Below are 24,427 nucleotides of genomic sequence, written 5' to 3'. Positions count from 1 at the left end.
CCAGGTAAATGGTGGCCCACTACCTCCATTATACGGCGCGCTGTCAAAACAGTCAGAACGAAATCGAAGTGGTATCATGGCCGCAAGGAGGGACCAAAATATGACGACAACCATGATTTTAGGCGGCGCCAGTGGCGTCGGTTTCGAGGTCGCCCGGCAATTCGGGGCCCACGACCAGGGTATTATTGTAGTTGCGCGGGATGCCGCAAAGGTCAAAGCCGCGGTGCAAGCCTTACAGCAGGACGGCGTAACGGCCAGCGGCTACGCCTGTGACGTCGACGATTACCTGGCGGTCCAGGACTTGTTTCAAAAGGTGACTCGGAAGACGCCAGACTTGACCACTTTGATTTATAACGTGGGTAATAAACACCTGGATAACGCCCTGTCGAGTGATTTGGCGACCATTCAAGCGAGCTTTAAGACTAATGTCTTGAGTGGGATTTACGCCGCCCGGCTGTTTTTGACCCAGACCGCCACGCGCGGACCGCGGGCCATCTTGTTTACCGGTGGGGGCGCTTCGGTGCGGCCATCGAACAAGGCGTCGATCCTGTCGCTGACCAAAGCGGCGCAACGCAGTTACGTGGCGACGTTACACGAGGAGTTGGCTCCGAAAGACGTGTTCGTGGGGCTGGTCACGATTCAAGGCATCATCGACAGTTCCCCAGAGATGCAGGCGGCCAAAGTCGCCACCGCCTACTGGACACTCTACCAGCAACGTGACCAGGGTGAAATCTTTTACCCGGAACACGTGGGGGGCTCCGAATTTGACCGATCCAACGGGTAAAAATGACGTTAACCAAATTTAAATTAAAAAAATTGTAGATTTAGCTTGTCCTGGAGTCGACTCCAGGATATATGCTAGCCTCATCCTCAAATGAGAAGGGGGGGCAATGAAGTGAATTCAGTTGTTGGAAATGATACGGTCGGCCTAACGGATGTGCCGCTAGCGAACTTGGTGGCGAGCGGAAGAGACGTTTTGGTTCAAGTTAAGGCCATCTCAATCAATCCCGTCGATATTAAGACCACGGCCCATACCGCAGCCGCGCAGATTCGCGGGTACGATGCGGCGGGAATCGTCGTTGGTGTCGGACCGGACGTCACAAAGTTTAAGGTCAACGACCGAGTGTTTTACGCTGGGACCACGACGCGTAACGGCAGTTATGCGGATCAGCAATTGGTTGATGAACGTTTAGTGGCCCGTGCGCCGGCGTTAGACTTTGCGGATCTGGCGGCACTCCCGCTGACCTGGTTAACGGCGGCGGAAATCTTATTTGAAAAATTGTCGTATACGCCGGCACCGGGAGCCAACGTGGGACATACTATCTTGGTGATCAACGGCGCTGGCGGCGTGGGGTCTATTTTGACCCAGTTGGCCCATTACGTGGGGCTGACGGTGATTGCGACCAGTAGTCCGCGCAACTTTGCGTGGCTGAAGGCCCATGGCGTCGACCACGTGGTGGATTATCACCAATCATTAGTGTCCCAGGTGAAGCAATTCGGCCTCACTATCGACAGTAGTCTTAACCTAATCGACACGGGGCAGTATTTTGATGAGTTGGTTGAGCTGGTCCGGCCGTTTGGCCATCTGGTGAACATCACCAGCACCGCCCAACCGATCGATATCATGAAATTACAACCCAAGTCGTTGAGTTTTGACTGGGAGTTAATGTTTACCAAGAGTGGCTACCATGACCGAATGGCGAGCCAGGGGCAATCATTGGCTTGGCTGGCTGATCTGCTAGCAAGCGGGCACATCAAATCGACACGGACCCAGACGATTCAAGCACCAATCACGGCCGCAACCCTGAAACAAGCCCACGCTGACTTGCGTGACCACCATATGGTGGGGAAGTTAGTCGTCGAGAACACAGCACACAACTAAAAGGAGAACAAATTATGAATTCAATTAATTGGTCTACAGAATTTTTACCAGGTAAGACGGACAACTTTGTGTCCAACGAGGTCATCGCAACGGGCATCACTTTAGCGGATGTTTGGGCTAACTTAGTGGATACGTCCAAGTGGGAAACGTATTACGATAACGCGACTAACATCGAATTAAGTGATAAAAGTGATTCGAACCTGCACTTTGCGGAAACGTTCCACTTTGACACCTTTGGCTTCCCCATCGATGCGCAAGTCATGGAATTAGTTGCGCCATACGATGGTCAGGTCGCCCGGTTGGCTTGGCACGGTTGGCAAAATGGGGACGCCGACACCCAGTTCGACGTTTACCACGCCTTCTTGATTGAAAAATTGGCGGATGGCCGTATCCGGTTGTTGACCCAGGAATCACAAATCGGGAAGCCCGCGGCGGAGTTGGCGCAACAGGATCCGAACCCGATGCTGAATGGCCACCAAAAGTGGTTAGATGGCTTAGTTAAAGCAGCTCGTCAAAATTAAGGAGGGGTTTCAATGGCAAAAACTTGGTTAATTACGGGAACGTCCAGTGGCTTCGGCAAGGCCTTGGCCACGATCGTCGCGCAACAACCCGACACGAATTTAGTCGCGACCGCACGGAAGACCCAGGATTTGGATTATTTAGACCAATTTACGGCGGCTCACGTGGAAAAGGTGTTGGTGGACGTCACGCAGCCCGCTGACGTTGAACGCGCCGTTCAAGTGGCCCAGCAAAAGTTTGGTACGGTCGACGTGTTGGTGAACAACGCTGGGCTGGGCTATTTCGCAACGATTGAAGAAAGCGATATGCAACAAGTCCGGCACATGTTTGAGGTCAACGTCTTTGGCTTAGCTGCCATGACTAAGGCGGTCCTCCCCCTGATGCGGGCCCAAAAGGCGGGCGTCATCGTTAACCTGTCATCGGCGTTGGCGCTAACGACGTTACCAACGATGGGCTTCTACAGTGCCACGAAGTACGCGGTTGAAGGCTACACCGATACCTTACGTCAAGAAGTGGCCGACCTGGGGATTCAGGTCATGGCCGTTGAACCGAGCGGCGCTAGGACGGATTGGTCAGGACGCTCATCGGCCAAGGCAGTGCCAACCTTAGCGGACTATCAACAGTTTAGCGAGTCGGTCGAACACGTTGCGGATTCAGTCCACGATGCCCCGGGTGCCCCGCAAAAGATCGCCCAGGCCATTTATGACCAGGTCACCCAAGCTGACCCGCTTCCGCAACACCTGCCATTGGGCCAGTTCGCGTATGAGGGTGGCCTTAAGAATTTGACGCAACTGGTCACGGAAATCAAGAGTCGGCAGGATATTTCGTTAGCTACCGACGATTAGTGAAGGGGGCCAATCATGAGCTACAGTATTGGGGAGGTCTCCCGGAAGCTGGGGGTCACCATCGACACGATTCGCTATTACGATAAAGCGGGTTTACTCCCTTTTATTCAGCGAAACGCGAGTGGTCGTCGCGCTTTTACCGAAAATGATATCCATCTGATGCGGACCATCGTCTGCTTGAAGAATGCGGGGGTGTCGGTCGCCGACATTTCCAAATTCATCGCGTATCGCTTGGAAGGTGATAGTACCCTGACCAAACGGTACCGGTTATTGGAAGACCATCGGCAAGCCCTCCAGCAACAGATTGCGGATCTGGAGGATACCATGACCTATTTGAAATTCAAGGAATGGTATTACAAGACGGCCGTGGATGCCGGGACCGAAAGCATCCACTTCGTCCCTGGGACCAATGAGGTGGTTCCCGACTTAGCGCAGGAGTATAGTGACCATTTAACGGCGGAGAATCAATTAGCTGAACGTGAACACTTCGCAAATGTGAAAGATTATCGCAACCGGGGCACTCACTGAGGTGGTGCTTTCTCCCACGATACCTTGCATTTCATGGCGTGATATGGTAGGGTATTGCTATGCGATGAGTCGAGAAATCACGCGTTGTTGGCTTGCCAATCGCGTCCGCGCAAGCGGCTAGGTGAAATTTTGATCGGTAGGGCACAGATGTCACCGGATTGTGACGTGCAGATTCTGCGGGAATGTGGATTCCAAAATGAGTCCCGTTAGGCTTGCCTAACGGCTACCAAAAACGGTCAGTGAAGAGCAATCTTCACTGACCGTTTTTTATTTGCTGATAGTGTATTGGTTACGGTGGTGACCAGGCGCAACCGGTGGTTAAATGACTCACCCGCTTAATTGTTCCCTCGTAATAGAAAGAAAACGGGGGATGAGCAAGATGTTAAGTCGGGGATTACCACTCTTGATGTTGGGAATCGAAGTTCTAGTGGCGCTCCACTTGGTCGGCCAACGAATCGGGGGCGTGCGCTCGCGGGGGAGTGGCGTGACCCAAGCCATTTATACGGTCGTCGTGGGCAACTTTATTTTGGGGATGGGCCTGTGCTTGGTCTTGGGGCATCCCAATTTGTTGCACTGACGGCTTTCCCTTTGCGTCGGGTCATTAATATCGGTACACTAGGCGTATGAGACTTGTGGTCCCAACCGTGGTGGGTCAGGTTAACTAGACTCACTGAGTTGTGGACGGAAGGGAATGTGACGATGCAATTACGACGTGTTGGTGGTCAATTGATTGGGTTAATCGTGCTCGCGCTGGCCTTGATCTGGGGGTTAGCCTGGGGTGGTCGTTGGGGTGGCCTGGCGCCTTTGGGCCGCTTGGTGGTCCAAGATGGAGGTTTATTGGTGGTTTTACTCGCGGTGAATCACTGGTGGCTGCGGGTCCCGGTATTCTTCCGGTCGCCGTTAACTTTAGCGAACCAGTTCCGGGTCAACACCTTACCGGTCATCTGGATGGTGATTTTAGCCTTGGGGGCCGCCGAAATCGGCGCCGCGGGGTTATGGGCCATGCCGGTGGGCGTGGCGCTCGGAATTGCCATTTTGGTGGGGTGCTGTGAAGAGTACCTTTTTCGCGGGTTGACTCTGGGCCTGTGTTTGCGGTTATTTCACCCCACCACGGGGCCTCAAATTTGGGGCGCCGTGGGACTGAGTAGTCTCTTGTTCGGGGCGTTACACCTGATCAATTTGACCCACCAGGATTTGGGGCTGCCCCTGATTCAAATGCTCAACGCCTTTGCGCTGGGCGCGCTGTTCGCCGCGGTCTATCTGCGGACCCGCAGTTTACTCTGGCCGATTCTGGCCCACGCGTTCAACGATTTCGTGGCTTTTTTGATCATGGGACTGACGCCAACGACCGTGGGACCGACCAACAAGGCCGCCGTGATTGCGGTAATGGCCGTGGTCTATCTGGCTGTGGCCGCCTGGTTATTACGACGGGCGCGCCTGACCCAAGTGCAGGCCAACTTTGTGGGTAAAGCTTAACTTTAATTTTGGCAGTCCGGTCGTCATTGGCCGGGCTTTTTTAGTGCCGTCTCAGCGTAGCTATTTCGCTCACTGGTCGAACGAACCGGGTAACCGCGGGACAATTGAACTCATAGACTCGGTATACTAGGGCCATAGCTAGGGGGCGTTAGCTGATGCAAGGTAAAGCTGTGTTGCATCTGAGCGGGGTCTGCGCCTTATCGGTGGTCGTGATGCTTGGGCTAGGTCTGCTGGGGCACCTCCGGCAGCTCGCAGATCCTACGGACGTCGTGTTACAGGACGGAATCTTGTTGGTCATGATGGTGGGACTCAACCTGGAGTGGTTGCAGGTCCCCGTCTTTTTCCGTTCGGAATTACCGCTGGGGCAACAGGTCCGCTTGAATGCCGTGCCCCTTTTGGTGATGGCGTTGACTTGGTTAGACCTGTTGGGCATGGCGCAAAACTGGTTTCACCCCTTTGCCATGCCGGTGAGGTTGGCGTTGATTGTGGCGGGATGCGTGGCCGTTTTTGAAGAGTACTTTTTCCGTGGGGTGGTATTGACGCTGTTGATGCGGGCCTTGCCGCACCATTTGCTGGCGGCCGTGGTTGGGAGTGGCTTGATTTTCGGGAGCTTTCACCTGATCAATTGGGTCCACCAACCCCTGGCACTGACCCTACTTCAAGGCGCCAATGCCTGGGCGATGGGGCTGTTACTCGCGGCCATTTACCTACGCACGCGGGCCTTACTCTGGCCGATTCTGTGGCACTTTACGCACGATTTAGGTGTGCTGTTGCTGACGGGCGTGGTGGTGGACACGCGACCCACCACGTCGGTAACCGTGGGCACGGGCTTAGCCATTATCTACGTGGTGACGGCGCTAGTGTTATTGCGGCCGGACAAACAGGCGACTTTGACCTGGCCGTTGACGGCAATCAGTCATCACGGTTAACCACCGGCTAAAGGGAGGGATGTCCATGCGCTGGGCGTATTTCTTCGTGATTTTGGGGGCGGCGGTCTTGACCGTGGCCCTGACGGTCAACGGGGTGGCGACCACGAGTCATCGTGGCGCAGCCCTCGCCAGTTCGCCCCGGCAACCGATCAATCTGAAGGTCGCGTTGGGGCTGTATTTGGTGATGATCATCATTTTAGTGGGTGGCGTGGGAGCCTTGTGCGTGCTAGCGGCCCGGTGAAATTGGGCCGGCGTTTCAACGCAGAAAATAAACGAAATCTGCACGTCACACTACGATTAAAGCGGGAAACCCAGAGAATTTTTTAGATGGGCCCGCGGACGATAAATTTTGTGCTAGACTGAGATTAGGGAGAGTAAAACACGGTGAATGAACGACGCGCAAATCGCGCCACGACTGAATGTTGGGATAAGGGGCCCACCATGTCAGCGAGTTAACGTAGAGGGGAATTAGAACCATGCATAAGTTTTTAAAGGCGGGGATGTTACTAGGATTAAGTTTATCGGGCGTCTACGCGGCCGTTGCCAGTGCGACCGGTAGACGCCGGCCACACGTGGCACCGGCAAGTTCGGCGCCAAGCGTTAATCGTCTCCGGATCCATTACGGTCAAGACGGGTCGGCGACGATGGTGGCTTATTATCCGGCGAGGCGTCACCAATTAGGGACGCCGGTCTACCGGTTACAGGGCGCACAACACAATACGGATGGCTGGATTTGGCGCGGTAAGTTGCCGCGGTCCAAAGCACCAGTCGCGTCATAACGCAATTAAATCAAGTTAAAATAAAAGTGGTTGCAGGCAGCGGTAACGGTGCTTGCGACCACTATTTTAGTTAGGCTTGTTTGGCGGGTGTCACGGTTGACGTGACGTTGCTGGGCGTGTCGGGTTGAAAGACTCGTTTGAAAATGTCCAACCCATAACTGGTCAAACGTGGTTGTCCGGGCACTAGTTTGAAAGTCCGGTCGCCGTCACTGAGCCGTTGCGCCCGCAAGAACAGTGGGGCGGGGGTCAGTGTCGTGAGGCGTTGCCCCAGTTCGTACTGGTGGGTCACCGCACAGATAGTCTGGTTTTGGCTCAAGAGTCCGCGAATGATTTGCTCGTTGAGGATGGCGCCCTCGTGTTCGTTAGTGGACGAGAACGATTCGTTCATCAAGAGAAGGCTCGGCGCACTCAAGGCCTTGACGATGCCCTGCATGCGGACCAGTTCTTCATCGAGCTTGCCGTGGTGGGTGGTCTGGTCTTCCTCACGTCGGAAGTGGGTGAAGACCGCGCGGTAGGCGGGGACGGCGAAACGCTCGGCCGGCACCGGGAACCCGGCTTGGCCCATGACCTGAGCTTGCCCCAAGGCCCGTAAGAAGGTGGTCTTGCCGCCCTGGTTCGCGCCGCTGATTAACATCAGTTGGTGGGGCGTGGCCCGCAAGTCGTTGGCCACGACGGGGTGGTCGAGGTCGGTCTTCAACAATAACTGACTATTTTTAAGGCCGATGATGGTGGTCGCCGGTTCAAAAATCAAGTTGGTCAGTAGCTGGTCGGCCCCGAGGAGATTTTTGTAAGTGGTGACGGCCACTAGAAAGCCACTCTGGTAACGAAGTTGTTTGAAAAAGGTGGTGAATTCGCGGGTCACGTTGGTCAGAATCGTGGCGGCCGATTGGGCGGCGACGTTCTCATCGTGACTGATGGCGCTGGCCGCGTTGTCGTCCCGGTCGGGGACCTCGAAGGTCTCGCGGTTGTGGTGATTGGCTAAGAGGTGCCGGCCCAACTGGGTCAGCTTATTGCCATTTGGGTGAAAGTCGAGGTCGGCTGGCGTACTGCCGAGGTCGGCACTCAACGCGACCGGATAGCTGTACCCGTCACTTTGGCGGCAGGCAGCGACCACCTGGTGCATGGCGGCTAACTTGTCCGGAGAAAAGAGACGTTTGAGCTGGCCGGTAAAGGTCTTGCCCGCTGGGGATTTCCCGTGAAAAGCCACCTGCGTCAGGCTGGCGATGCCGTTGAGATAGGTCTCTAGGGTGTTGGATTGACTATAGAGTTGGTAGGTGGCGGACCCGTCAGGAAAGCTCCAGTTGTCCCGTTGAATTTTGTCGAGCGTGGCACTGGCCAACTGGTAAAGCTGGGTGCTCCAGGTCGGGTCGGCTAAGGCGTCAGCCACCGCGGCTTGGCGGTAGGCTAGTTCGGATTCGTCGAGAAGCGGGTGGCACCACTCACTGATGAGGATCTGCGCTACACGGTCGTCACCTTGAGCCAGTAACGAGGTCGGCGAGCATCGCCTGTTGCTGAACTGTAGCGGGGGCTTGGTCCACCAGATGGTCGTAAGACGTAATGAGATTAACGCGCATGTTTAGTCCCCCCTTCAAGGTCGGATTGGGTCAATTGATAACGGGCTAACAAAACGGTCGCGTAGGCGTGGTCGTCGATGGCTTGGCGGACCACTTTATAGGTCCGGCGACTGTCAGAAGTGACCTGACTCATCATGCTGACGGTCCCCGGAAAGTCCGCCAAACTGCTGAGGAAGGTCACGTAGATGCCGATGGCTTGCTTAGCCGTTAAGCGTTGGAGTACTTGTGTGGCCAGGGCTTCGGCGTCTTGCGTCGCGGTCGAGGAAAACAATTCATTCATGATGACCAGTTCGCCCGGGACCGCGGCCTGGATGATCTGGTGGATCCGGTCGATATCATTAGCCAAAAGGCCGGTCAACGGCTGACTAGATTCTTGACGGTCAAAGTGGGTCGCCAATTTCGGCCGCACCTTGAAAGTCGCCTGGGTACCGGGGATGGGGATGCCCAACCGGCAGAGGTAGACCAGCTCGCCGACCATCCGGGCGTAAGTGGTCTTGCCACCTTGATTTGGTCCCGAAATAATCAGGAACTGTTCGGTCGGTGCCAAACGAAAGTCATTGGTCACCAGTTCGGCGTCCGAAGTGGTAAGTAGGTTGTGGGCCAGGTCGAAATCAAAACTGGCCGTGGCGCTTTCCGGGCCACTGGTGATTATGGTCGGCAAACAGAAGTTGACGTGTAACGCCTTTTGAATCCGATCTTCGAGTTGCCACCAGCCGAGGTAAAAGGTGGCTTCCTGGGCCACACGCTGAAATAGTGTCGGTTGATAGCTACCATAGGCGTGTTCGAACTTTTGCAGGACCGCAAACTCTGCCGGGTAGAGCTTGACCAGCTGGTTGACCACGCTGATCTGCAGGTTGTTCAAGCGGCCCACGGGTTCCGGCTCCTTGAGCTGGATGTCGCGTTTCAGGTCTTGGGGACTCTGCATCACGGCTTGAAAAGTTTGTGCGAGTTGGTCACTGAGGGTCGCTTGGGCCTTCGGCGGTGCGCTGACGGTAACTTTGCGACCGTGAAACTCGAGTCGGTAAGTCAGGTTGGTCACGGCCACCTTGGCCTGAGCGATGGCGGCTAATCGCGTCCGAGTACCCGGGTCCTGCGCGTAAGCCTGGAGAGCGGTACGCAGCCCCAGCAGTGCTTGTGAAGTGAGCGAGTGAGCTTGCAAGCTAGTGGTTAATTGGGTCAGCGCGTCTTCCGTATCGCCTAGGACCGCGACCAGATTGATCCAGCGCGATTCGGCGGAAAACAGGTGGGGCAGGTGAATCCGCTGAGCATCCAACCGGTGCATGGTCGTGGCAAACGTGGCTAGCGCCTCACGAATAGCCGGCTGGTGCAGGTCGGTGAAAACCTGCTGGCGATAGGCGATTTCAGCGCGATTACTTAGAGGTTGTAAGAGTGTTGCGGCGATGGGGGCGGCGAGCTGTTGCCGGACGGTGCCCAGTAGTTGGTCTAGGTGCAAGTCGTTTAAAAAGTCCGCGTCGGCGGCGATTTGGGGTGGTTGTTGCTGGTAATCTAAGAATAATAGGCTATTGAACATGCAAGTTCCTCCCTTGGAAAAACAAAAAACGCCTACTAAGAACCGGAGTTCTTAGTAGGCGTCATCAGTTATGGTTGAAGTGAACGCCATCACTTGACCTGAAATCAGTTCCCAGTGTAGGCGGTAAGGGGCTAAAAGTAAAGGTAACGGCTTGGTTTACGCCAGGCCAGTTAATCAACCGACTGACACTTAGTGGACTAGGTAAACGTGGTCCTTGATTAGATCGATAGCGGTGTAGTGTCGATTGAGGTGCCGGGACGCGGCGTTCTCGGTGAATTGAGCGTGGTCCCAGAATGTTTTAGACCCGGTGGCGCCATGGGGTTCGCCTAGGACCACGAAGTCCACGGTGGTATCGGCTTGGCGAATCGCCTGGAGAAGTTCCCAGTCGAGGGGAAGACCGTCAGGGGACCAAGACATCACCACGACGCCGACTTGGTCCTGGTATTTGTGGAAGGCGTCCAGAGCCGTCAAGGGTTCGATGGGCGTGACCGGGTGCTTGCCGGTCTCATTTTCTTTGGTCCAAGCCTGACTATCGGTGGCGTAGACCGTTTTATGGGCATCGCGCAGGCCTTTGGAGATGTAGCCATTGCCGGCCATGACTTCCAGAACGGCGCGGTCACCTACGAAGTCGGCTAAATCGGCGATAAACGGTCGGGAGGTGTAGGCCCACATGCCATAGTGGGTCTCTAAGTAGTCGCGAAAGGACCGTAAGTCGTGGTCCAGGTGGGGTAAGGCGTCTATTAATTGGTCCCAGATTTTATCGCCGGTGGGGTCGCCGGCCGGGTACTGCTGGTTCAAGTGCTGATAAATCTGGTCTTCACTGTCGTCTGGTAGTTGAAGTAAGGGCAATTGTTGCGGTAAATCGCCTGCGGCCAACATCCGGTCGGCTAAAAGGACGTTACTAATGAGGATTTTGATGGCCGGGTAGTCGTTGAATTGTTTGTAGTACCCCATCATCCGGTCCATATAGGCCGTTTTTTGTTGCGGTAACGGCTGATGGCGAAAGTTCTTTTTTAATTTTTTGAGTTTACGTGGGTTCACGAAAAAAGCCTCCTTCTAGAATTCGAGTCAAAATTTGGCCGTCACAAAAGGGCCTGGGTGGTCATACCCAGACTCTTAGGCCACGTTACGGTGTGTGGTAGAAAATTTAATGGTCATCGAGGTGGAGGTCCAACTCCTCCTGTTGATTTGACGCTGGTCGGTCAGGTCGTTGTTCCTTCCCGTGCAGGTAGCCGTCAATTAGTTGGTAGATTTCGTAACGGTCCTGGCCACTCAGAACTTCGCGGTTAAAGCTCAATTGCTTGCCGGATAGAAACAGCCGACTCAAGTCGTAGGCGTCCCGTTCGGTTTTACCGGCGAGGTAGTCCATGGTCACATCGAAGAATTCCGCCAATTTGCGGACCTCAACGAAGGAAGGCGTCCGTACGCCCCGTTCCCAATTGCCAATCTGTGAGGCGGTATTGAGATGCTCGGCGTGGTCCGTTGTGGTGTGTTGATTTAAAGCCGTTGCTAATTGTTCCAAGGTAATGTGTTGCCCACGGCGTAAGGCCCGAAGTCGTTCCGGAAACATATGCTCACCCACTTTTCTAAAATCCGGTTATCATTACTTCCATTATACCACGAAGCGTGGGCTTAAGCCGGGGTCGTTGGGTGCACCAGTGGGTCAGTCAGCCGCATGAATTCGGCAACGTCTTTTTTGATCAAGTCCACGCCAGCCAACCAGAAGTCGGGTTGGGTCAAGTCGACACCCAGGTGTTTTTGGGCCAAGTCTTCGGTTGACAGGTTGGCCGTGTCCCGTAACAGGGCGATGTATTGGTCCTCGAAGTTATCGCTTTGTTGGGCCCGCGCATAAATACCAAGACTGAATAAATAGCCGAAGACATAAGGAAAGTTATAGAAGGATAAATCATCAATGTAGAAGTGTAATTTGCTGGCCCAGAGGTGGGGTGAATAGGTCGACAGGTCGTGGCCAAAGGCTTCCTTTTGGGCATTGAGCATCAGTTCGTTGAGTTCCGCCGGCGTGACCAGTTTTTGTTGGCGTAGTTGGTAAAAGCGGGGTTCAAATAAGAAGCGGGCGCGAATGTTTAGGAACATGGCTACCGGATTGGTCAGTTTGGCGTTCAGCAAGGTGATTTTTTCTGCCGGACTGGTCGCGGCGCGCACGTTGGCATCGGCAACGATCAGTTCGCCAAAGGTGGAGGCCGTTTCAGCGACGTTCATAGCGTAGTTCTGACGAAAATAAGGGAGGTCGGCTAAGACGCTGGAATGAAAGGCGTGGCCCAGTTCGTGAGCCAAAGTGGCCACGTCGTTGGGGGAGCCGGTGAAGGTCATGAAGATACGGGATTCGTTGGTCTCCGGGGCACTTTCCATCCAGCCGCCGGGCGCTTTGCCCGGGCGGTCTTCGGCTTCGATCCACCGATTGGTGAAGGCCTTTTTGGCTAGGGCTGCCATCTTAGGTGAGAATTCCCCGTAATGTTGAATGATAAAGGCCGCGGCTTGGTCGAAACTAAATTGGCGTTGCTTGGCACCGGGAATCGTCAATGGCGCTTCGACGTCTTGCCACCCGGCATGGCGTTTACCCAACAGAGCTGCCTTGCGATCCAAGTAATTGAGCAGGACCTGCTTGTTGTCGGCCACGACCCGCCAGATAGACTTGAGTGTAGCGGCACTCATCCGGTTGTCCTTGAGCGGAGCACGCATGAAATCGCGGACACCGTGAGCTCGGTATTCTGTCAGCCGAAATCCAGCTAAATGGTTCAACGTGTCGGCAAAAAGCTGTTCTTTGTCGGTCCAGGCCTGTTCCCAAGCCGGCAATAGGTCCGCACGGTACTGTGCATCGGCGTGTCCCAGTAACGTGTTATCGGCTTGACCCGCCGATAAGGTCACGGGGGTGCCGTCTGGTCGGTGGAACGGCACGTTGACCGTGGCCACCAGTGAATCGTAATGGGCACTCCAAGCGGCTTTACCATCAAGGTTGAGTTGACCAATCAGGGCTTCGGTCTTGTCATCGAGCAGTTCCTTACCGGCGTCGCGCATCTCGGTGAGGGTAAAGGCAATCGACTTGAGCTGGGGTTGGGCGCAAAGTTGCGTGAACTGATCGTCCGGCACCTGGACCAGGACCTTCTTGAGTTTGTCGCTTACGGCCTGGAGTTGCGTATCGAGGGTTTGCAGCTGGTTGGTTAACGGGGCCACGGCGGGATTAGCGATATCTGCTGACCCAATCGCGGTCACGAAGAGACTAGCCTGGTCGAGACCAGCCGCCACTTTTTGCAGCTGGGTGATCAGCTTCTTGAATTGCTGAAAGGCCGGGGCGTCACTGGTGACGTCCCAGCGGTCGAGGAGGTCGCCTGTCGTGGCGGTCGTCGTTTTGATCCAGGTGATTTTTGCCTGGAGTGCCGGTGAATGGATGCCGCCGGGAAAGAGGGTGTCTAAATCCCAAGTCAATGAATAGGTCATAACGACTGAATTCCTCCTTTATGGTGTGGATAGATGCAAATTTTTTTGCGCGGTGCGTGGCGCTAAAATCGCAAGGGGTTACATGCCCAGTCACTCACCGTTTGATCACCCGCTAAGTTAGCAAGCGAAGTTGGCTATATTATAGCAAAATTTCTAGAAAAATTGCGCTGAATTGCGAAACCCCGTATACTATCTCTAGGCAAAAAGGAGGAAAATGAGTTGAATAAGGTGTTAAAACGTTGGCTGATTGCCGGCGGAATTTTGGTCGCCCTGGTGCTGGTTGCACTAGTAGGGGCCAGTTTTTACTTTTATAACATGACCGTGGCGCGGGGCAAGAAGAGTTTCATTTCCAGCCCGACCGCACTGACCAAGAAGGATCCTTTGTACCAGCAGAAGCACTGGTACAAGACGGTCAAGAAGTACCACTGGACCGAAACGGCGGCGGACGCAAAGTTCAAGCTCGACGCCAATTATATTCCGGCGGCTAAGGCCACTAAGCGCACGGTCGTGTTAGTCCACGGCTTCGCTTCAAGCAAGGAACAAATGGGCGGCTATGCCGGCATGTTCCATAATTTGGGGTATAATGTGTTGGTTCCCGATGACCGGGCCCAGGGCCACAGTGGTGGAAAAGCCATGAGCTACGGGTACTACGAAAGTCGCGATTACTTAAAATGGATCAATCAAGTCATTGCCCGGCAAGGTAAAAAGTCCCAGATTGTATTATTCGGGGTCTCCATGGGTGGGGCCACGACCATGATCACTAGTGGACTGAAGACGCCGAGTCAGGTCAAGGCGTATATCGAAGACTGTGGCTACACCACGGCGGACGATGAAATTCGTTACCAGGCCAAGCAAATGTATAACCTGCCGTACTGGCCGCTGGTCCCGATGACCAATGAGGTGGTCAAGTTGCGGGCGCACTTTAGCTTTAAGGACGCCGATTCAGTCAGCGCCGTTAAGAAGAACCATAAACCAATGCTCTTTATCCACGGGGGCGCCGATACCTTCGTGCCGACCAAGATGGTCTACAAAGTGTACCGCGCTGATGCGGGACCGAAGCAATTGTTAGTGGTGCCGGGTGCCAAACACGCCGCATCATTGAGTCATAATCCGAAGTTGTATCAATCGACGGTCAAGAAGTTCCTCGAGGCGAAGATGCCTAAGTAAGGGAGTGGTGACATGTCGTCGAAGTCCCAATGGCGGCCATTAACGTTGACGATTCTGACCCTTGGGGCGACCCTGGTGATGGGGATGGTCGATGCCGAGACCTTTTTGAATCATGGTGCCGTGTTCGTGAGTGCGCAGACCGGTGGTACCCTGGTGGTGCTGATGGTCAAATTCGTGTTGCACGGCTGGTCAGCGGCCTGGGTCAACGTTCCGGTCTTTATCGGGTACTTTCTGGGTTGCTTTGGCGCCCAGGGATTGAGTGAACGCCTGGGGCGGGGAGATTCCCGGCGCCAGTTACGTGCGCTGATGGCCATCGACGTGGTCGTGTATTTTGGGTTAGCCGGTTTACAAAAAATGCTCCCTACGCTGTGGTTGATCTTTGCGTTGGGCGTGGTCGCCGGCTACGAACTGACCGTTTTTCGCGAGGTTGGCGGCATCGCCATCAACAACGGCATCATGACGGGCAACACCAAAAACCTGGCCACGGCGACGTATCGTTCCTGGGTCGACCACGACCACACTGCGTTACAGCACCAAGGGCGCTTACTATTAGTGCTTGCCATTTTTTTGGTGGGCTGTGGCAGCGGCGCGTTATTGGCGCAAGTCGCGGATTTTACCGTCCTCTGGGTCGCTAGTGGGGTCAAAACGGCTTTGTTAGCCTGGTTGTTCCTACCACGTGCGCAGGCCGTATCCGGAAATTGAACAGTTGGGTTGTCCCTTAAAGTGGCGTATAATTAACGAGAAACCTGACCAACCCACCCGGTGACTACCGGGAGTCAAATTAAGGAGTAATTCAAATTGTTAGTAACCGGATTGATTATCGGTCTATTAGTGATTGGGCTGGTACTGGGTTACCTCGTTCGGCGGCATCAACACCGGCAGGAGTTACTGGCAGTCCAGGCGCAAGCCAGAGACGTCATTGCCCAAGCCACGGCTAAAACCAAGCAGCAGATTGAACAGTTGCAGGCGCAGAGTCGACGAGAGACCCTAGCTTATCAGCAATCCGTCAAAGACGAATTGACCGAACAACAAAATGACATTGCGGCGCGTGAACAGCGCCGTCAACAACGGGAACACCTTTTAGACGACATGGCCGTCCGTTTGGAGGACCAAACCACCATGCTCGACCAACGTAGTCAAGTCAACCAGCAACACCGTCACGCTATCCATGACCTCCGTGATCAGGCGGCCGCTTTGCGCGAACAGCGCACGACGACGCTGATTGATCGAGCTGGCATGGACGTGGAAACGGCCCAAGCGGAAGTCTTGAAACGAACGGAAGCGGCTTTAAAGCGCGACCGTGATATCGAAATCAAAGCCCAGGGAGACAACGCCGAAGCTAACGCCGAGCGCTGGGCCAAGGACGTGGTCTTACCGGCCACTCAGTCCGGGCCGCAAGACCTGCCTAAGGAACACTTGGAGCACACGGTCACGGTACCGAACGGTGAGGTGCGTAGTAAGATCATCGGCCGTGAGGGCCAGCATATTCGCTTGCTCGAAACACTGACCGGGACCGACCTGATTTTCGTGCCCGATGACAACACCACGTTGTTCATCAGTACGCATGATCCAATTCGCAGAGAAGTCGCCCGGACAGCCATCACCAACCTGGTAGCCAGTCGGCGCATCTCGGCCAACCAGATCGAAACACAGGTCGAAAACGCCCAACGTGACGTTAACCACAGCCTCTGGGAGACCGGAGAACAGGCGGTCAGTCGCTTGCACGTTGGCTGGATGCACCCGGATTTGATGAAATTATTAGGCCGGTTGAAGTACCGGACCAGTTACGGCCAGAACGTCTTGCAACACTCGATTGAGGTCGCTCAGTTGACCGGGGCCATGGCCGCACGATTGGGGTACAATACCCGTCTGGCGCGCCGAGCCGGTCTCCTGCATGATTTGGGGAAAGCTGTCGACCATGAAGTCGAGGGCACTCACGTGGAGATTGGGGTCGAATTCGCTGAGAAATATGGCGAGGATCCGGTCGTAATCAATGCGATTGCGGCGCACCACGGTGACGTGGAGAAGACGTCACCGATTTCCGCTTTAGTCGCAGCTTCTGATTCGGTTTCCGGGGCCCGGCCAGGGGCGCGGAGTGAGTCCGTTGAGGATTACATCAACCGTCTGCGAGCCTTAGAAAAGATTGCCACCGATGAAGACGGCGTAACGGAAAGCTATGCCATTCAAGCCGGTCGCGAGTTACGGATTATGGTGAACCCACAGACCTTGGACGATAATGCAGCCGCCAACCTGACTAAAGAAGTGGCGAAGAAGGTCGAAGCCCAATTGACCTATCCCGGCAAGATCAAGGTCACCACGATTCGCAAGTTGACCGCCGTCGAATACATTGGTGATGACCGAAAAAAGAAGAAGAAACGTAAACGCGCTGCCAACGCGTCGTAAGACGTGCTGGATAAGCGAAAAGGCCCTCCGAAACATCGTTATCAAGCGGTGTTTCGGGGGGCCTTTTATTAGCCTTTAAGTGTGATTCTCATCGTTGGTTGGATGGGGCTCGTTGACCACACTGAAGTTATCGTTTGTGGTTGCGTCGACCGTGGGGTGGGCCTGTAAGTAGTCAGCAATCAGTTCACTCATCGGGCTTTGACTCTCGGCCACGATTTTACTGGCTTCATACATACTATAGTGGCCGCCACCCACGGCACGGTACTGGTTCAACACGATGCGGAGTTGTTGGTCCGCACGTACGGGCTGGCCGTGATAGGTCAACTCTTCGACACGTTGGCCCACGGGTTGGGCGATGTTGAGTTTGTAGTGGACGCCTTCGTACATATCGTAATTGTACTGGCGGCGTTTAGGGTGAATAAACGCCGGGTTGACCGCTATTTGGCCGTTTAAAATGGTGAAGTAGCGCGCGGAGACTTCAAGGGCGCCTTTGAGGTCGGCCCCGGTAATGTTTAGGAGTGATAATCCGTTAGGGTAGACGTAATTGGTCATGATGTTACGCATGGTAATCGGGTTCTCAAAGCCCAATGCTTCATCGCTAAACAGCGCCGTTGCGGAGATATCGGCGCCCATGGTGGCCATTTGAACTTGTTGGATGAATTCGATGTAGGGTGTCTCCCGTAGTCGGGCCGCAAAGGGGTCGGTAAAGGTCATATCGCCGTTGATGTGGCCCAAGGGCTGATCGAGCCAGCGGCCGACGCGGGTGTTGAGGGTGGCGGCCGCGTTGATAACGTCGTGGTCTAACGGTGCCTTGGTGGCGGAAATCAATTCGGAATCATGATTGATGACGGTGACCTTGCCCGTTGCGTCCCGTTTTAAGTCCAGGGTGATTTTACCTACAGCCTGGCCGCGGAAACCGGGTTGGGTGGTCGGCACATCGAAGAGTTCCGTGGCGATTTGTCGGTGTTGATGACCGGTGATCATGGCGTCGATGCCGGGAATTTCTGCCATCATGTGGTAGGCTTCGTTCTCGCCAACGTGAATATCATTGGGTTTTCCGGTCGCAAGGTCGCGTTCGAAACCACCATGGTAACTAACAATCACGACGTCGGCTTTTTGTCGCAAGATAGGGACGTACTTCTTAGCTGCCAGGAAGGCGGACTCGAATTGCAGGCCCTTAATATTAGTGGCTTTCTCCCACTTATAGACGGCCTGGGTGGTCAGCCCTAAAATCCCGATTTTGAGACCAGCTTTCTCAAGAATCGTGTAGGGCTGCCCGTATTCGGGGTCTCCGTTATGGTCTAAAATATTGGCGCATAGAATTTGGCGCTTCGCATCACGAATCGCGGCCTGTAAGTAGTCCTGGCCGTAGTTGAATTCATGATTACCCAGAATGCCACAGTCGTAGTGAATCTGGTTATAAATGGCCATCAGGGGGGCGGGGTCATGTTGGGGTTGGACCCGGGCAACATAATAGGCCAGGGGTGACCCTTCTAGGAAATCACCATTTTCAATCGTCACGACCGGGCCATCCGCTGCGGCCTGTTCGCGCGCAACCACCGTGGCAGCACGGGCTAACCCGAACCCTTGGGTGCTCCCTTTTTTAACGTAGTTCGTTGGAAAAACGTACCCGTGTGTATCGCTGGTTGATAGAATTGTTAGCTTCATCATGTCACCCTCCAAATTACGTCTAACTGGCGTTTGTTCACCGCCAGTGCTGGCAAGAAAACGCTAAGTGTGGAACGTGTTAAAGAAATTATAAGCTAGTTTGGCAAAACTGTAAATTTTTGGTATCGATTTCTCAATAATATGAGAGCTTTCTCATGAAGCGGGGCAATTTTGGGAAACAAAAAGGCGGTGACCACTTCACGAGGGAGTTGATCAGCCGTCGGCTTGTTGAAGCATAGATTACATCACACCGAAGATCAGTGAAGCTGACCCTGTCCGGCGTACAATTACTTTGGAGGAGTAATTAACTTATTCATCTTCATCATAAGTTACATGTCCCAATATACCCGTAAATTGTGAAGAAAATGTGACGAATGATGAATTATGTGGCTCTGGCCGCGGGTTTTAGCGGTTGGCCGCTCGTGAAATCAAGGAACTTAGGGGCGCTAAAAGAGCGACAAATCAGTCGTTTAGCGGGTCTGGTTCGGCCCCTGATATCAGACTTTCGCAGGGGCAAGAAAATTTTAAGTGGGGGTACGGATGTACTAGTAGCTTAAGGGGAGGTAATGGGACCTACGACTCGCTAATAAACCTAGTAGGAATAATTTAAACCAAACTTTTGCACTCTACGGAGGTGGCTTAAGTGATGGTCCTCCCTGAACCAGTTTAGGGGTGTTGCGAATTTTTAGCCACATATTCAGTGATGTGTGGTGATTAAAAGCGCTTCATACCAGGGGGTTATCTATAATTATTCATTTATTATCGATAATTATTCAATGTCAGGGTTTTCATAATTATGCCAGTATCTACCCGCATCTAGTTCAAAAATGGTAAGCCAGAAAAATTAGTTGGAATTTTTGCAATATTCAAATAAACGGGGGATTGACGGCGATTATCTGGATAATTATTGTAGTTATCTCCAGACAAATGAATTGTTGTTTGGACCAACTAACTTGCTAAGTATGGGAACCCATAATTGATAAAATTCTCAGAAAGGGTTGATTATTCATTCAATTGTGGTAATATATAAGTTGGTTCTACTAGATAGTTCACTGAACTGTTGGACTGGAACTAAATGAGTCAATTGTTGTTTTCTATCGTTAACTCAATCCAACGATAAGGAAGTGCTGAGATTATGATCAATTTGTACATTGCACCAAGTAGTGCCTCCAGCCGTAAGGCCCGGGCATGGCTGAAAGAACACGATATCGCGTTCCAAGAACGCAACATCAAGTCCAAGCCATTGAATGCTACTGAAGTGAAGCAGATTTTGCGGCTCACGGAAAACGGTAGCGAAGACATTATCTCAACGTGGTCAAATATCTTTAAGAAACTCCACGTTGATCTTGATAGTCTGTCGGTCAGCCAATTAGTTGATTTAGTTGTGAAGTATCCCGACCTGATCAAGCGGCCAATCATCTTTGATGATAAGCGTTTGGAAGTCGGCTACAACGAAGAAGAAATTCGTCGCTTCTTACCCCGTGAGGTACGGACAGCCGAATTACACCACTTAGAATCGCAACTAAGCTCTTAATTTAAATCGATCAGTCCTCGGGGGAGTGCTGATCGATTTTGTGTTTCTAGGGATGGTCTTATAACTTGTAATGAAAGCCCGGCGGCGTCACAGCTCGTGACGCTAGCCGGGCTTTTTTGCGGCCAATTTAGTGATAACGCCCGTTGCCACAGGACCGGACTTTAGGAGAAATAAAAACTCATAGTGAGCAACTTATTACGGTTTACGTAACAAGCGGCGACACTATGAGTCCTGCGAGACGCAGTTAAAAATTAGTTAAGTAGTTGGTTCCAGCATCAGCGACTCACCTTACCGTTGGTATTGGCGCGCCATTTGGGGGTAGCCCAGCTGGGTAAGCGTCGAGATGACAGTGGCTTCAATGGTAGCCGTGGCAACCACGTCGAACCCAGCTAATTGGGCCACGATGAGGCTTTCCACGCGGTGAACTACGGTGGGGTCATTGGTCAGCGCCGTGAGGTCGTGATGAATCAAAGCGGCATCAAACGCTACGTGGGCTCCAGCGGGCGTTTCCACGGTCAGACTGTTGGGATACATGTTGGTTTGCGATCTTCGAATAACGTCCATTGGCAAGACCCTCCTGGGGTGCGGGCGGTTAGGGGCATCCGGATCTCCTAACGCCGACCCAAAATCAGTATAGGTCTATGGTACGATGAAACTGGCCAAAACACAACTAGATATAGATGTTTTTAAAATGTTTTTCTATATCTAGTGGTTAGGCCACGCTCCGTGGGGTTGATTTTCAGGCCGTGGGAATTCCCCGTAAGGCTTCTTGACTGTGGATCAATTGCGTCAAAAGGGCGTTGGTCGGTGCGGGCACGTGCAGGGCTTGACCTAAGCGGGCCACGTAACCGTTCAAAAAATCGATTTCGGTGGGCCGACGGTGGGCCATATCCTGGTGCATCGACGGGTAATGGTCCCCGTTGACGTCGGGGGCGAACTGCGCCGCAATCAACTCGGTATCCGCCTGGGCATCAAAGTGAACGTTGGCGGCACTGGCAACGGCTTGGAATTCGTTTAACACGGCGGCGGTCAATGCTCGCCAGTTTGGCAGTGCGCCGAACTGGGCGATATTGCAGTCGAATAGGGTGCAGTAGGTGTTCAAGACACTGTTCAAGCCGGCTTTTTTCCAGATAGCGGCCAGGACATCATCGGCCGGACTAGCGTGTAAGCCAGCGTCATTGAGCGTGGTGAGGAGTCGTTTGAAATCGGGGAATTGGTCGGGCACCATGGCTTGTAAGGCAATACTACCGGTTCCCGTGATGGTGATGTGGCCAGGACCGGTCAAGCTGGAAGACCAGACCGTGGTCCCAGCGACGATGTTTTCCTGGGGGACGTACCGTTCAATGGTCTCAACGTTGCCAATTCCGTTGGCTAAGACCAAAATCATCGGGTGCTGGCGCAATTGAGCGCTCAAGTCCTGTAGCATCTGGTCCATTTGCATGGCCTTGGTGAAGAGAATGATCAAGTCAAAATGAGTCGTCACGTCCTGCGGTGCGGCCGCGGTCATCGGGACCACGGTGTCGTGACCGTTTTGAGTGATGGTCAAGCCATTTTGCTGAATCGCCTGGACGTGGTCGGCCCAGTTGTCGATTAAAGTGACCTCGTTACCGGCGTTTTGAAGCTTAACGCCAAACCGACTGCCCATGGCGCCGGCGCCCGCAATTGCAATTTTCATGATGGAAAACCCTCCTTATATAGAACAAACGTGTTCATGTCTAGTGTAGCAGGTTCTGGCCCGAATTGAAGAAGTGATTGACAGGGTTCGGGGGAACAGCTAGGATAGGATTAATCACTTTTGTGAGAAAACGATGAGAAAAGGGAAGCGATGTGGATGACAGCAACAGGAGTTCAAGCACAGGATTTGTTCCGGTTAAAAGCGCTCTCGCAACCGGTGGCAGCTAACGACCGGTTCTATTTTGTTGAGAATCACATGGATCAAGCAAGCGATGGGTACCGAGCAGACCTCAACAGCGTCGACCGTGCCGGTCACCAGCAGGTAGTCGCCACGACGGGGCCCCTCAACGTCCAACCGGCCGTGACTGCTGACACGGTCTTTTATGCGGCGAAGGTTGACGATGCTGGCGCCCAACTTTATGCAGTCCCGGTTACGGGTGGTGACGCGGTGGCGATTGCCACGCCGGGTGAAGCTGTCGATACGGTTATCGCTGCGGCGGACGGTCAAAGTGTCTATTTCAAGACTACGGCGACTACCGAACGGCCGAAATTACCTAGTCCTGAAGCCTTTCCACAGCCACGGCACGTCGAACGCCTGATCAACAAGGCGGACGGCTACGGCTGGCTTCCCTTACATGTGACCTATCGTCTCCGCCGCTATGTCCCGGCTAGCGGCGTGGTGGAAGAAATCTTCCAACGGGCGAGTGACTTTACGTTGACCTCGGTCAGTGCCGATGGGGGGCTGGTGACTTACCTGCACGATGACGATCCGGCTGACGATCAAAACTTTGCACACGGCGCCTACTGCTATGACGTCACGCAGGGAACCGAGACGGACTTGACGGTCAGTTTGCAGCACGGCCTTTTCGCTGACGCGACGCTTTCTCCTGATGGCAACACGGTGGCGCTAGTGGGCAGTGATGTCCAGTTCGACTCCCAAACGGTGGCCAACCTGTATTTTGCCGATCGGGCCACGGGCAAACTTACCAATCTGACCGCCGACTTAGAAGCTGATTGCACGTCCGAATTTGCGGCCGACTGGACCCAACAACCCGGGGGCAAGCTGGTGCGTTGGTTGGATGACCAGCAGGTGGCTTTTACGGCGGCCTATCATGCTCACAGTCAACTTTACGTGGGCAGTGTGGCAGGGTACCAATTAGTGGACGACCAGGCGCACGAGATCGTGGACTTCGACGTTATCGACGCTGGCCACGTCTTGCTTGCAGTCTCTGCGCAAACCCGGCCCAGTGAACTCCAGGTCGTGGACGTGGCGCAAAAAGAAGCCCAGGCAATCTACAATCCCAATGCGGCTTACGAAGAGAGCCACCAGTATGCCCAACCGCAACATTTCGACTACCAAGCCGCCGATGGTCAAGCCTTAGAGGGTTGGTACTTACCAGCGCAAACGTCAGCTAAGAAGACACCGGTCCTACTGTACGTCCACGGGGGTCCGCACGCTAACTACGGTGAGACCTTCTTCTATGAATTCCAGGTCCACGCCAGCCTCGGTTACGGCGTGGTCTTCGTTAACCCGCGGGGGTTGACCAGCTACGGACAGGACTTCGAAAATGCGGTCAACGAACATTACGGCGAGGGGGACTATACCGATGTCATGAGTGGCCTCGATGCCGCTTTAGCGCAGTTCCCCGAATTAGACGCTGACCGCCAGTACATTGCCGGGGGCTCTTACGGGGGCTTTATGACCTTATGGACGATTGGGCATAATCACCGCTTCGCTGCCGCGGTGGCGCAACGGCCCGTGACCAACTGGATCAGCCTGTATGGGACCAGTGACATTGGCTTCTTCTTTAACCCGCGGGAACTGGGGCCCGACTTGTTCGATAAGGACGGGGTCGCCACGTTCTGGCAACGCTCACCGTTGGCTTACGCCCCGCAGGTCACCACACCGATTCGCTTGCTTCACGGGGAATGGGACATGCGCTGCCCCGTCACGCAATCCGAGGAATACTTTACGGCGGTCAAGAAGGCTGGCGTCGACGCCGACTTTATCCGCTACCCGCAAAGTTTCCACGGCGTTTCTCGAGCGGGGCTGCCCAGCTTAAAGATGCGCCGGATCCTTGATATGGATGAGTGGTTCACGGCCCACCCGACGCGGCAAGCTTAAATTGACTATGATGAATTAATATAAAACCGGCTCTCATCATCGTTTGGTGGTGGGGGCCGGTTTTTATGGGGCAAGGTTTATTCCGGATTAACTCAAAAAGAGACCTCAGTCGGGATACCGACGAGGTCTCTCAGGCGAGTTGCCAGCTAGAAATTAGGGCGATGGTGTGGTGAATGCGTAATAAATCAATAATCCAAAAACCCATAAAATAAAAACAATCCCAAATTGCAAGAACAAATTAGCCACACGACAAATCCTATTAAATCAGTATTTTCATTAATATTCATATTTTATGGACTTAACTTAACCGGCGGAAGCAGCGGAGAAAAGCTCTTTG

At 53.8% G+C, this 24,427-nt stretch carries 23 protein-coding genes and 1 riboswitch; of the genes, 15 read left to right on the top strand and 8 right to left on the bottom strand.

The window, feature by feature from the left end; translation table 11 throughout:
- The first annotated feature begins 100 nt into the window (after nt 1-100).
- From DXH47_RS08920 to DXH47_RS08875, 10 genes are all read left to right on the top strand, one after another.
- Nucleotides 101-784, top strand: coding sequence for an SDR family NAD(P)-dependent oxidoreductase (locus tag DXH47_RS08920; RefSeq protein ID WP_170954994.1), 684 nt, complete (start codon nt 101-103; stop codon nt 782-784).
- 111 nt (nt 785-895) lie between these two features.
- Nucleotides 896-1,882 carry a zinc-binding alcohol dehydrogenase family protein gene (locus DXH47_RS08915; RefSeq protein ID WP_170954993.1) on the top strand — a complete coding sequence of 329 codons (987 nt, stop codon included), beginning with the start codon at nt 896-898 and terminating at the stop codon, nt 1,880-1,882.
- Between the two features lie 14 nt (nt 1,883-1,896).
- The gene (locus DXH47_RS08910) at nt 1,897-2,403 is read left to right on the top strand and encodes an SRPBCC family protein (RefSeq protein ID WP_129032996.1); all 507 of its coding nucleotides are present in this window, start codon (nt 1,897-1,899) and stop codon (nt 2,401-2,403) included.
- 12 nt (nt 2,404-2,415) lie between these two features.
- Complete coding sequence (locus DXH47_RS08905) at nt 2,416-3,246, top strand: SDR family NAD(P)-dependent oxidoreductase (RefSeq protein ID WP_129032995.1); 831 nt, start codon at nt 2,416-2,418, stop codon at nt 3,244-3,246.
- A gap of 15 nt (nt 3,247-3,261) precedes the next feature.
- Nucleotides 3,262-3,774, top strand: a complete 513-nt coding sequence (locus DXH47_RS08900; RefSeq protein WP_129032994.1) for a MerR family transcriptional regulator — start codon at nt 3,262-3,264, stop codon at nt 3,772-3,774.
- A gap of 379 nt (nt 3,775-4,153) precedes the next feature.
- Complete coding sequence (locus DXH47_RS08895; protein ID WP_129032993.1) at nt 4,154-4,351, top strand: hypothetical protein; 198 nt, start codon at nt 4,154-4,156, stop codon at nt 4,349-4,351.
- 122 nt (nt 4,352-4,473) lie between these two features.
- Nucleotides 4,474-5,250 carry a CPBP family intramembrane glutamic endopeptidase gene (locus tag DXH47_RS08890; RefSeq protein WP_129032992.1) on the top strand — a complete coding sequence of 259 codons (777 nt, stop codon included), beginning with the start codon at nt 4,474-4,476 and terminating at the stop codon, nt 5,248-5,250.
- Between the two features lie 155 nt (nt 5,251-5,405).
- The gene (locus DXH47_RS08885) at nt 5,406-6,179 is read left to right on the top strand and encodes a CPBP family intramembrane glutamic endopeptidase (RefSeq protein ID WP_129032991.1); all 774 of its coding nucleotides are present in this window, start codon (nt 5,406-5,408) and stop codon (nt 6,177-6,179) included.
- Between the two features lie 25 nt (nt 6,180-6,204).
- Nucleotides 6,205-6,420, top strand: coding sequence for a hypothetical protein (locus DXH47_RS08880; RefSeq protein WP_129032990.1), 216 nt, complete (start codon nt 6,205-6,207; stop codon nt 6,418-6,420).
- Between the two features lie 235 nt (nt 6,421-6,655).
- Nucleotides 6,656-6,958, top strand: coding sequence for a hypothetical protein (locus tag DXH47_RS08875; protein ID WP_129032989.1), 303 nt, complete (start codon nt 6,656-6,658; stop codon nt 6,956-6,958).
- Between the two features lie 70 nt (nt 6,959-7,028).
- On the opposite strand, the gene DXH47_RS08870 is transcribed toward DXH47_RS08875, so the two are convergent.
- The 5 genes from DXH47_RS08870 to DXH47_RS08850 all read right to left on the bottom strand — a co-directional run bounded on the left by DXH47_RS08870 (nt 7,029) and on the right by DXH47_RS08850 (nt 13,519).
- Complete coding sequence (locus DXH47_RS08870) at nt 7,029-8,345, bottom strand: MutS-related protein (protein ID WP_129032988.1); 1,317 nt, start codon at nt 8,343-8,345, stop codon at nt 7,029-7,031.
- 176 nt (nt 8,346-8,521) lie between these two features.
- Entirely contained in the window at nt 8,522-10,063 is a 1,542-nt protein-coding gene (locus DXH47_RS08865) for a MutS-related protein (protein ID WP_129032987.1), read from the bottom strand.
- Nucleotides 10,064-10,111: 48 nt separating this feature from the next.
- Nucleotides 10,112-10,166, bottom strand: a riboswitch (Fluoride riboswitch).
- Nucleotides 10,167-10,252: 86 nt separating this feature from the next.
- Nucleotides 10,253-11,104, bottom strand: a complete 852-nt coding sequence (locus DXH47_RS08860) for an SAM-dependent methyltransferase (protein WP_129032986.1) — start codon at nt 11,102-11,104, stop codon at nt 10,253-10,255.
- Between the two features lie 106 nt (nt 11,105-11,210).
- Nucleotides 11,211-11,633 carry a helix-turn-helix domain-containing protein gene (locus DXH47_RS08855; RefSeq protein WP_129032985.1) on the bottom strand — a complete coding sequence of 141 codons (423 nt, stop codon included), beginning with the start codon at nt 11,631-11,633 and terminating at the stop codon, nt 11,211-11,213.
- A 62-nt stretch (nt 11,634-11,695) separates the two neighbouring features.
- Nucleotides 11,696-13,519, bottom strand: a complete 1,824-nt coding sequence (locus DXH47_RS08850) for a M3 family oligoendopeptidase (protein WP_129032984.1) — start codon at nt 13,517-13,519, stop codon at nt 11,696-11,698.
- Nucleotides 13,520-13,738: 219 nt separating this feature from the next.
- Here DXH47_RS08850 and DXH47_RS08845 point away from each other — a divergent pair, with 219 nt between their 5' ends.
- From DXH47_RS08845 to rny, 3 genes are all read left to right on the top strand, one after another.
- A complete protein-coding gene (locus DXH47_RS08845) occupies nt 13,739-14,686 on the top strand; it encodes an alpha/beta hydrolase (RefSeq protein ID WP_129032983.1) in 948 nt (315 codons plus the stop codon).
- A 12-nt stretch (nt 14,687-14,698) separates the two neighbouring features.
- Nucleotides 14,699-15,388: a YoaK family protein gene (locus tag DXH47_RS08840; protein ID WP_129032982.1), complete on the top strand. Its 690-nt coding sequence runs from the start codon at nt 14,699-14,701 to the stop codon at nt 15,386-15,388.
- A gap of 96 nt (nt 15,389-15,484) precedes the next feature.
- Nucleotides 15,485-17,089, top strand: a complete 1,605-nt coding sequence (rny, locus tag DXH47_RS08835) for a ribonuclease Y (protein ID WP_129032981.1) — start codon at nt 15,485-15,487, stop codon at nt 17,087-17,089.
- Nucleotides 17,090-17,164: 75 nt separating this feature from the next.
- Here the strand turns inward: rny and DXH47_RS08830 are convergent, their stop codons facing one another.
- Nucleotides 17,165-18,757 carry a bifunctional metallophosphatase/5'-nucleotidase gene (locus DXH47_RS08830; protein WP_129032980.1) on the bottom strand — a complete coding sequence of 531 codons (1,593 nt, stop codon included), beginning with the start codon at nt 18,755-18,757 and terminating at the stop codon, nt 17,165-17,167.
- A gap of 1,135 nt (nt 18,758-19,892) precedes the next feature.
- Between DXH47_RS08830 and spx the strand changes: the two genes are divergently transcribed.
- Nucleotides 19,893-20,291: a transcriptional regulator Spx gene (gene spx, locus DXH47_RS08825; RefSeq protein WP_129032979.1), complete on the top strand. Its 399-nt coding sequence runs from the start codon at nt 19,893-19,895 to the stop codon at nt 20,289-20,291.
- A gap of 288 nt (nt 20,292-20,579) precedes the next feature.
- Here the strand turns inward: spx and DXH47_RS08820 are convergent, their stop codons facing one another.
- Nucleotides 20,580-20,855, bottom strand: coding sequence for a hypothetical protein (locus tag DXH47_RS08820; protein WP_129032978.1), 276 nt, complete (start codon nt 20,853-20,855; stop codon nt 20,580-20,582).
- 175 nt (nt 20,856-21,030) lie between these two features.
- On the bottom strand, nt 21,031-21,966 hold the full coding sequence (locus DXH47_RS08815; protein WP_129032977.1) for a 2-dehydropantoate 2-reductase: 936 nt from the start codon (nt 21,964-21,966) through the stop codon (nt 21,031-21,033).
- Nucleotides 21,967-22,122: 156 nt separating this feature from the next.
- On the opposite strand from DXH47_RS08815, the gene DXH47_RS08810 reads away from it, so the two are divergent.
- Nucleotides 22,123-24,090: a S9 family peptidase gene (locus DXH47_RS08810; protein ID WP_129032976.1), complete on the top strand. Its 1,968-nt coding sequence runs from the start codon at nt 22,123-22,125 to the stop codon at nt 24,088-24,090.
- The last annotated feature ends 337 nt before the right edge of the window (nt 24,091-24,427 follow it).

The sequence above is a fragment of the Levilactobacillus suantsaii genome, assembly GCF_004115745.1.
GTDB lineage: Bacteria > Bacillota > Bacilli > Lactobacillales > Lactobacillaceae > Levilactobacillus > Levilactobacillus suantsaii.
This window is presented reverse-complemented; position numbering and strand designations above follow the sequence as displayed.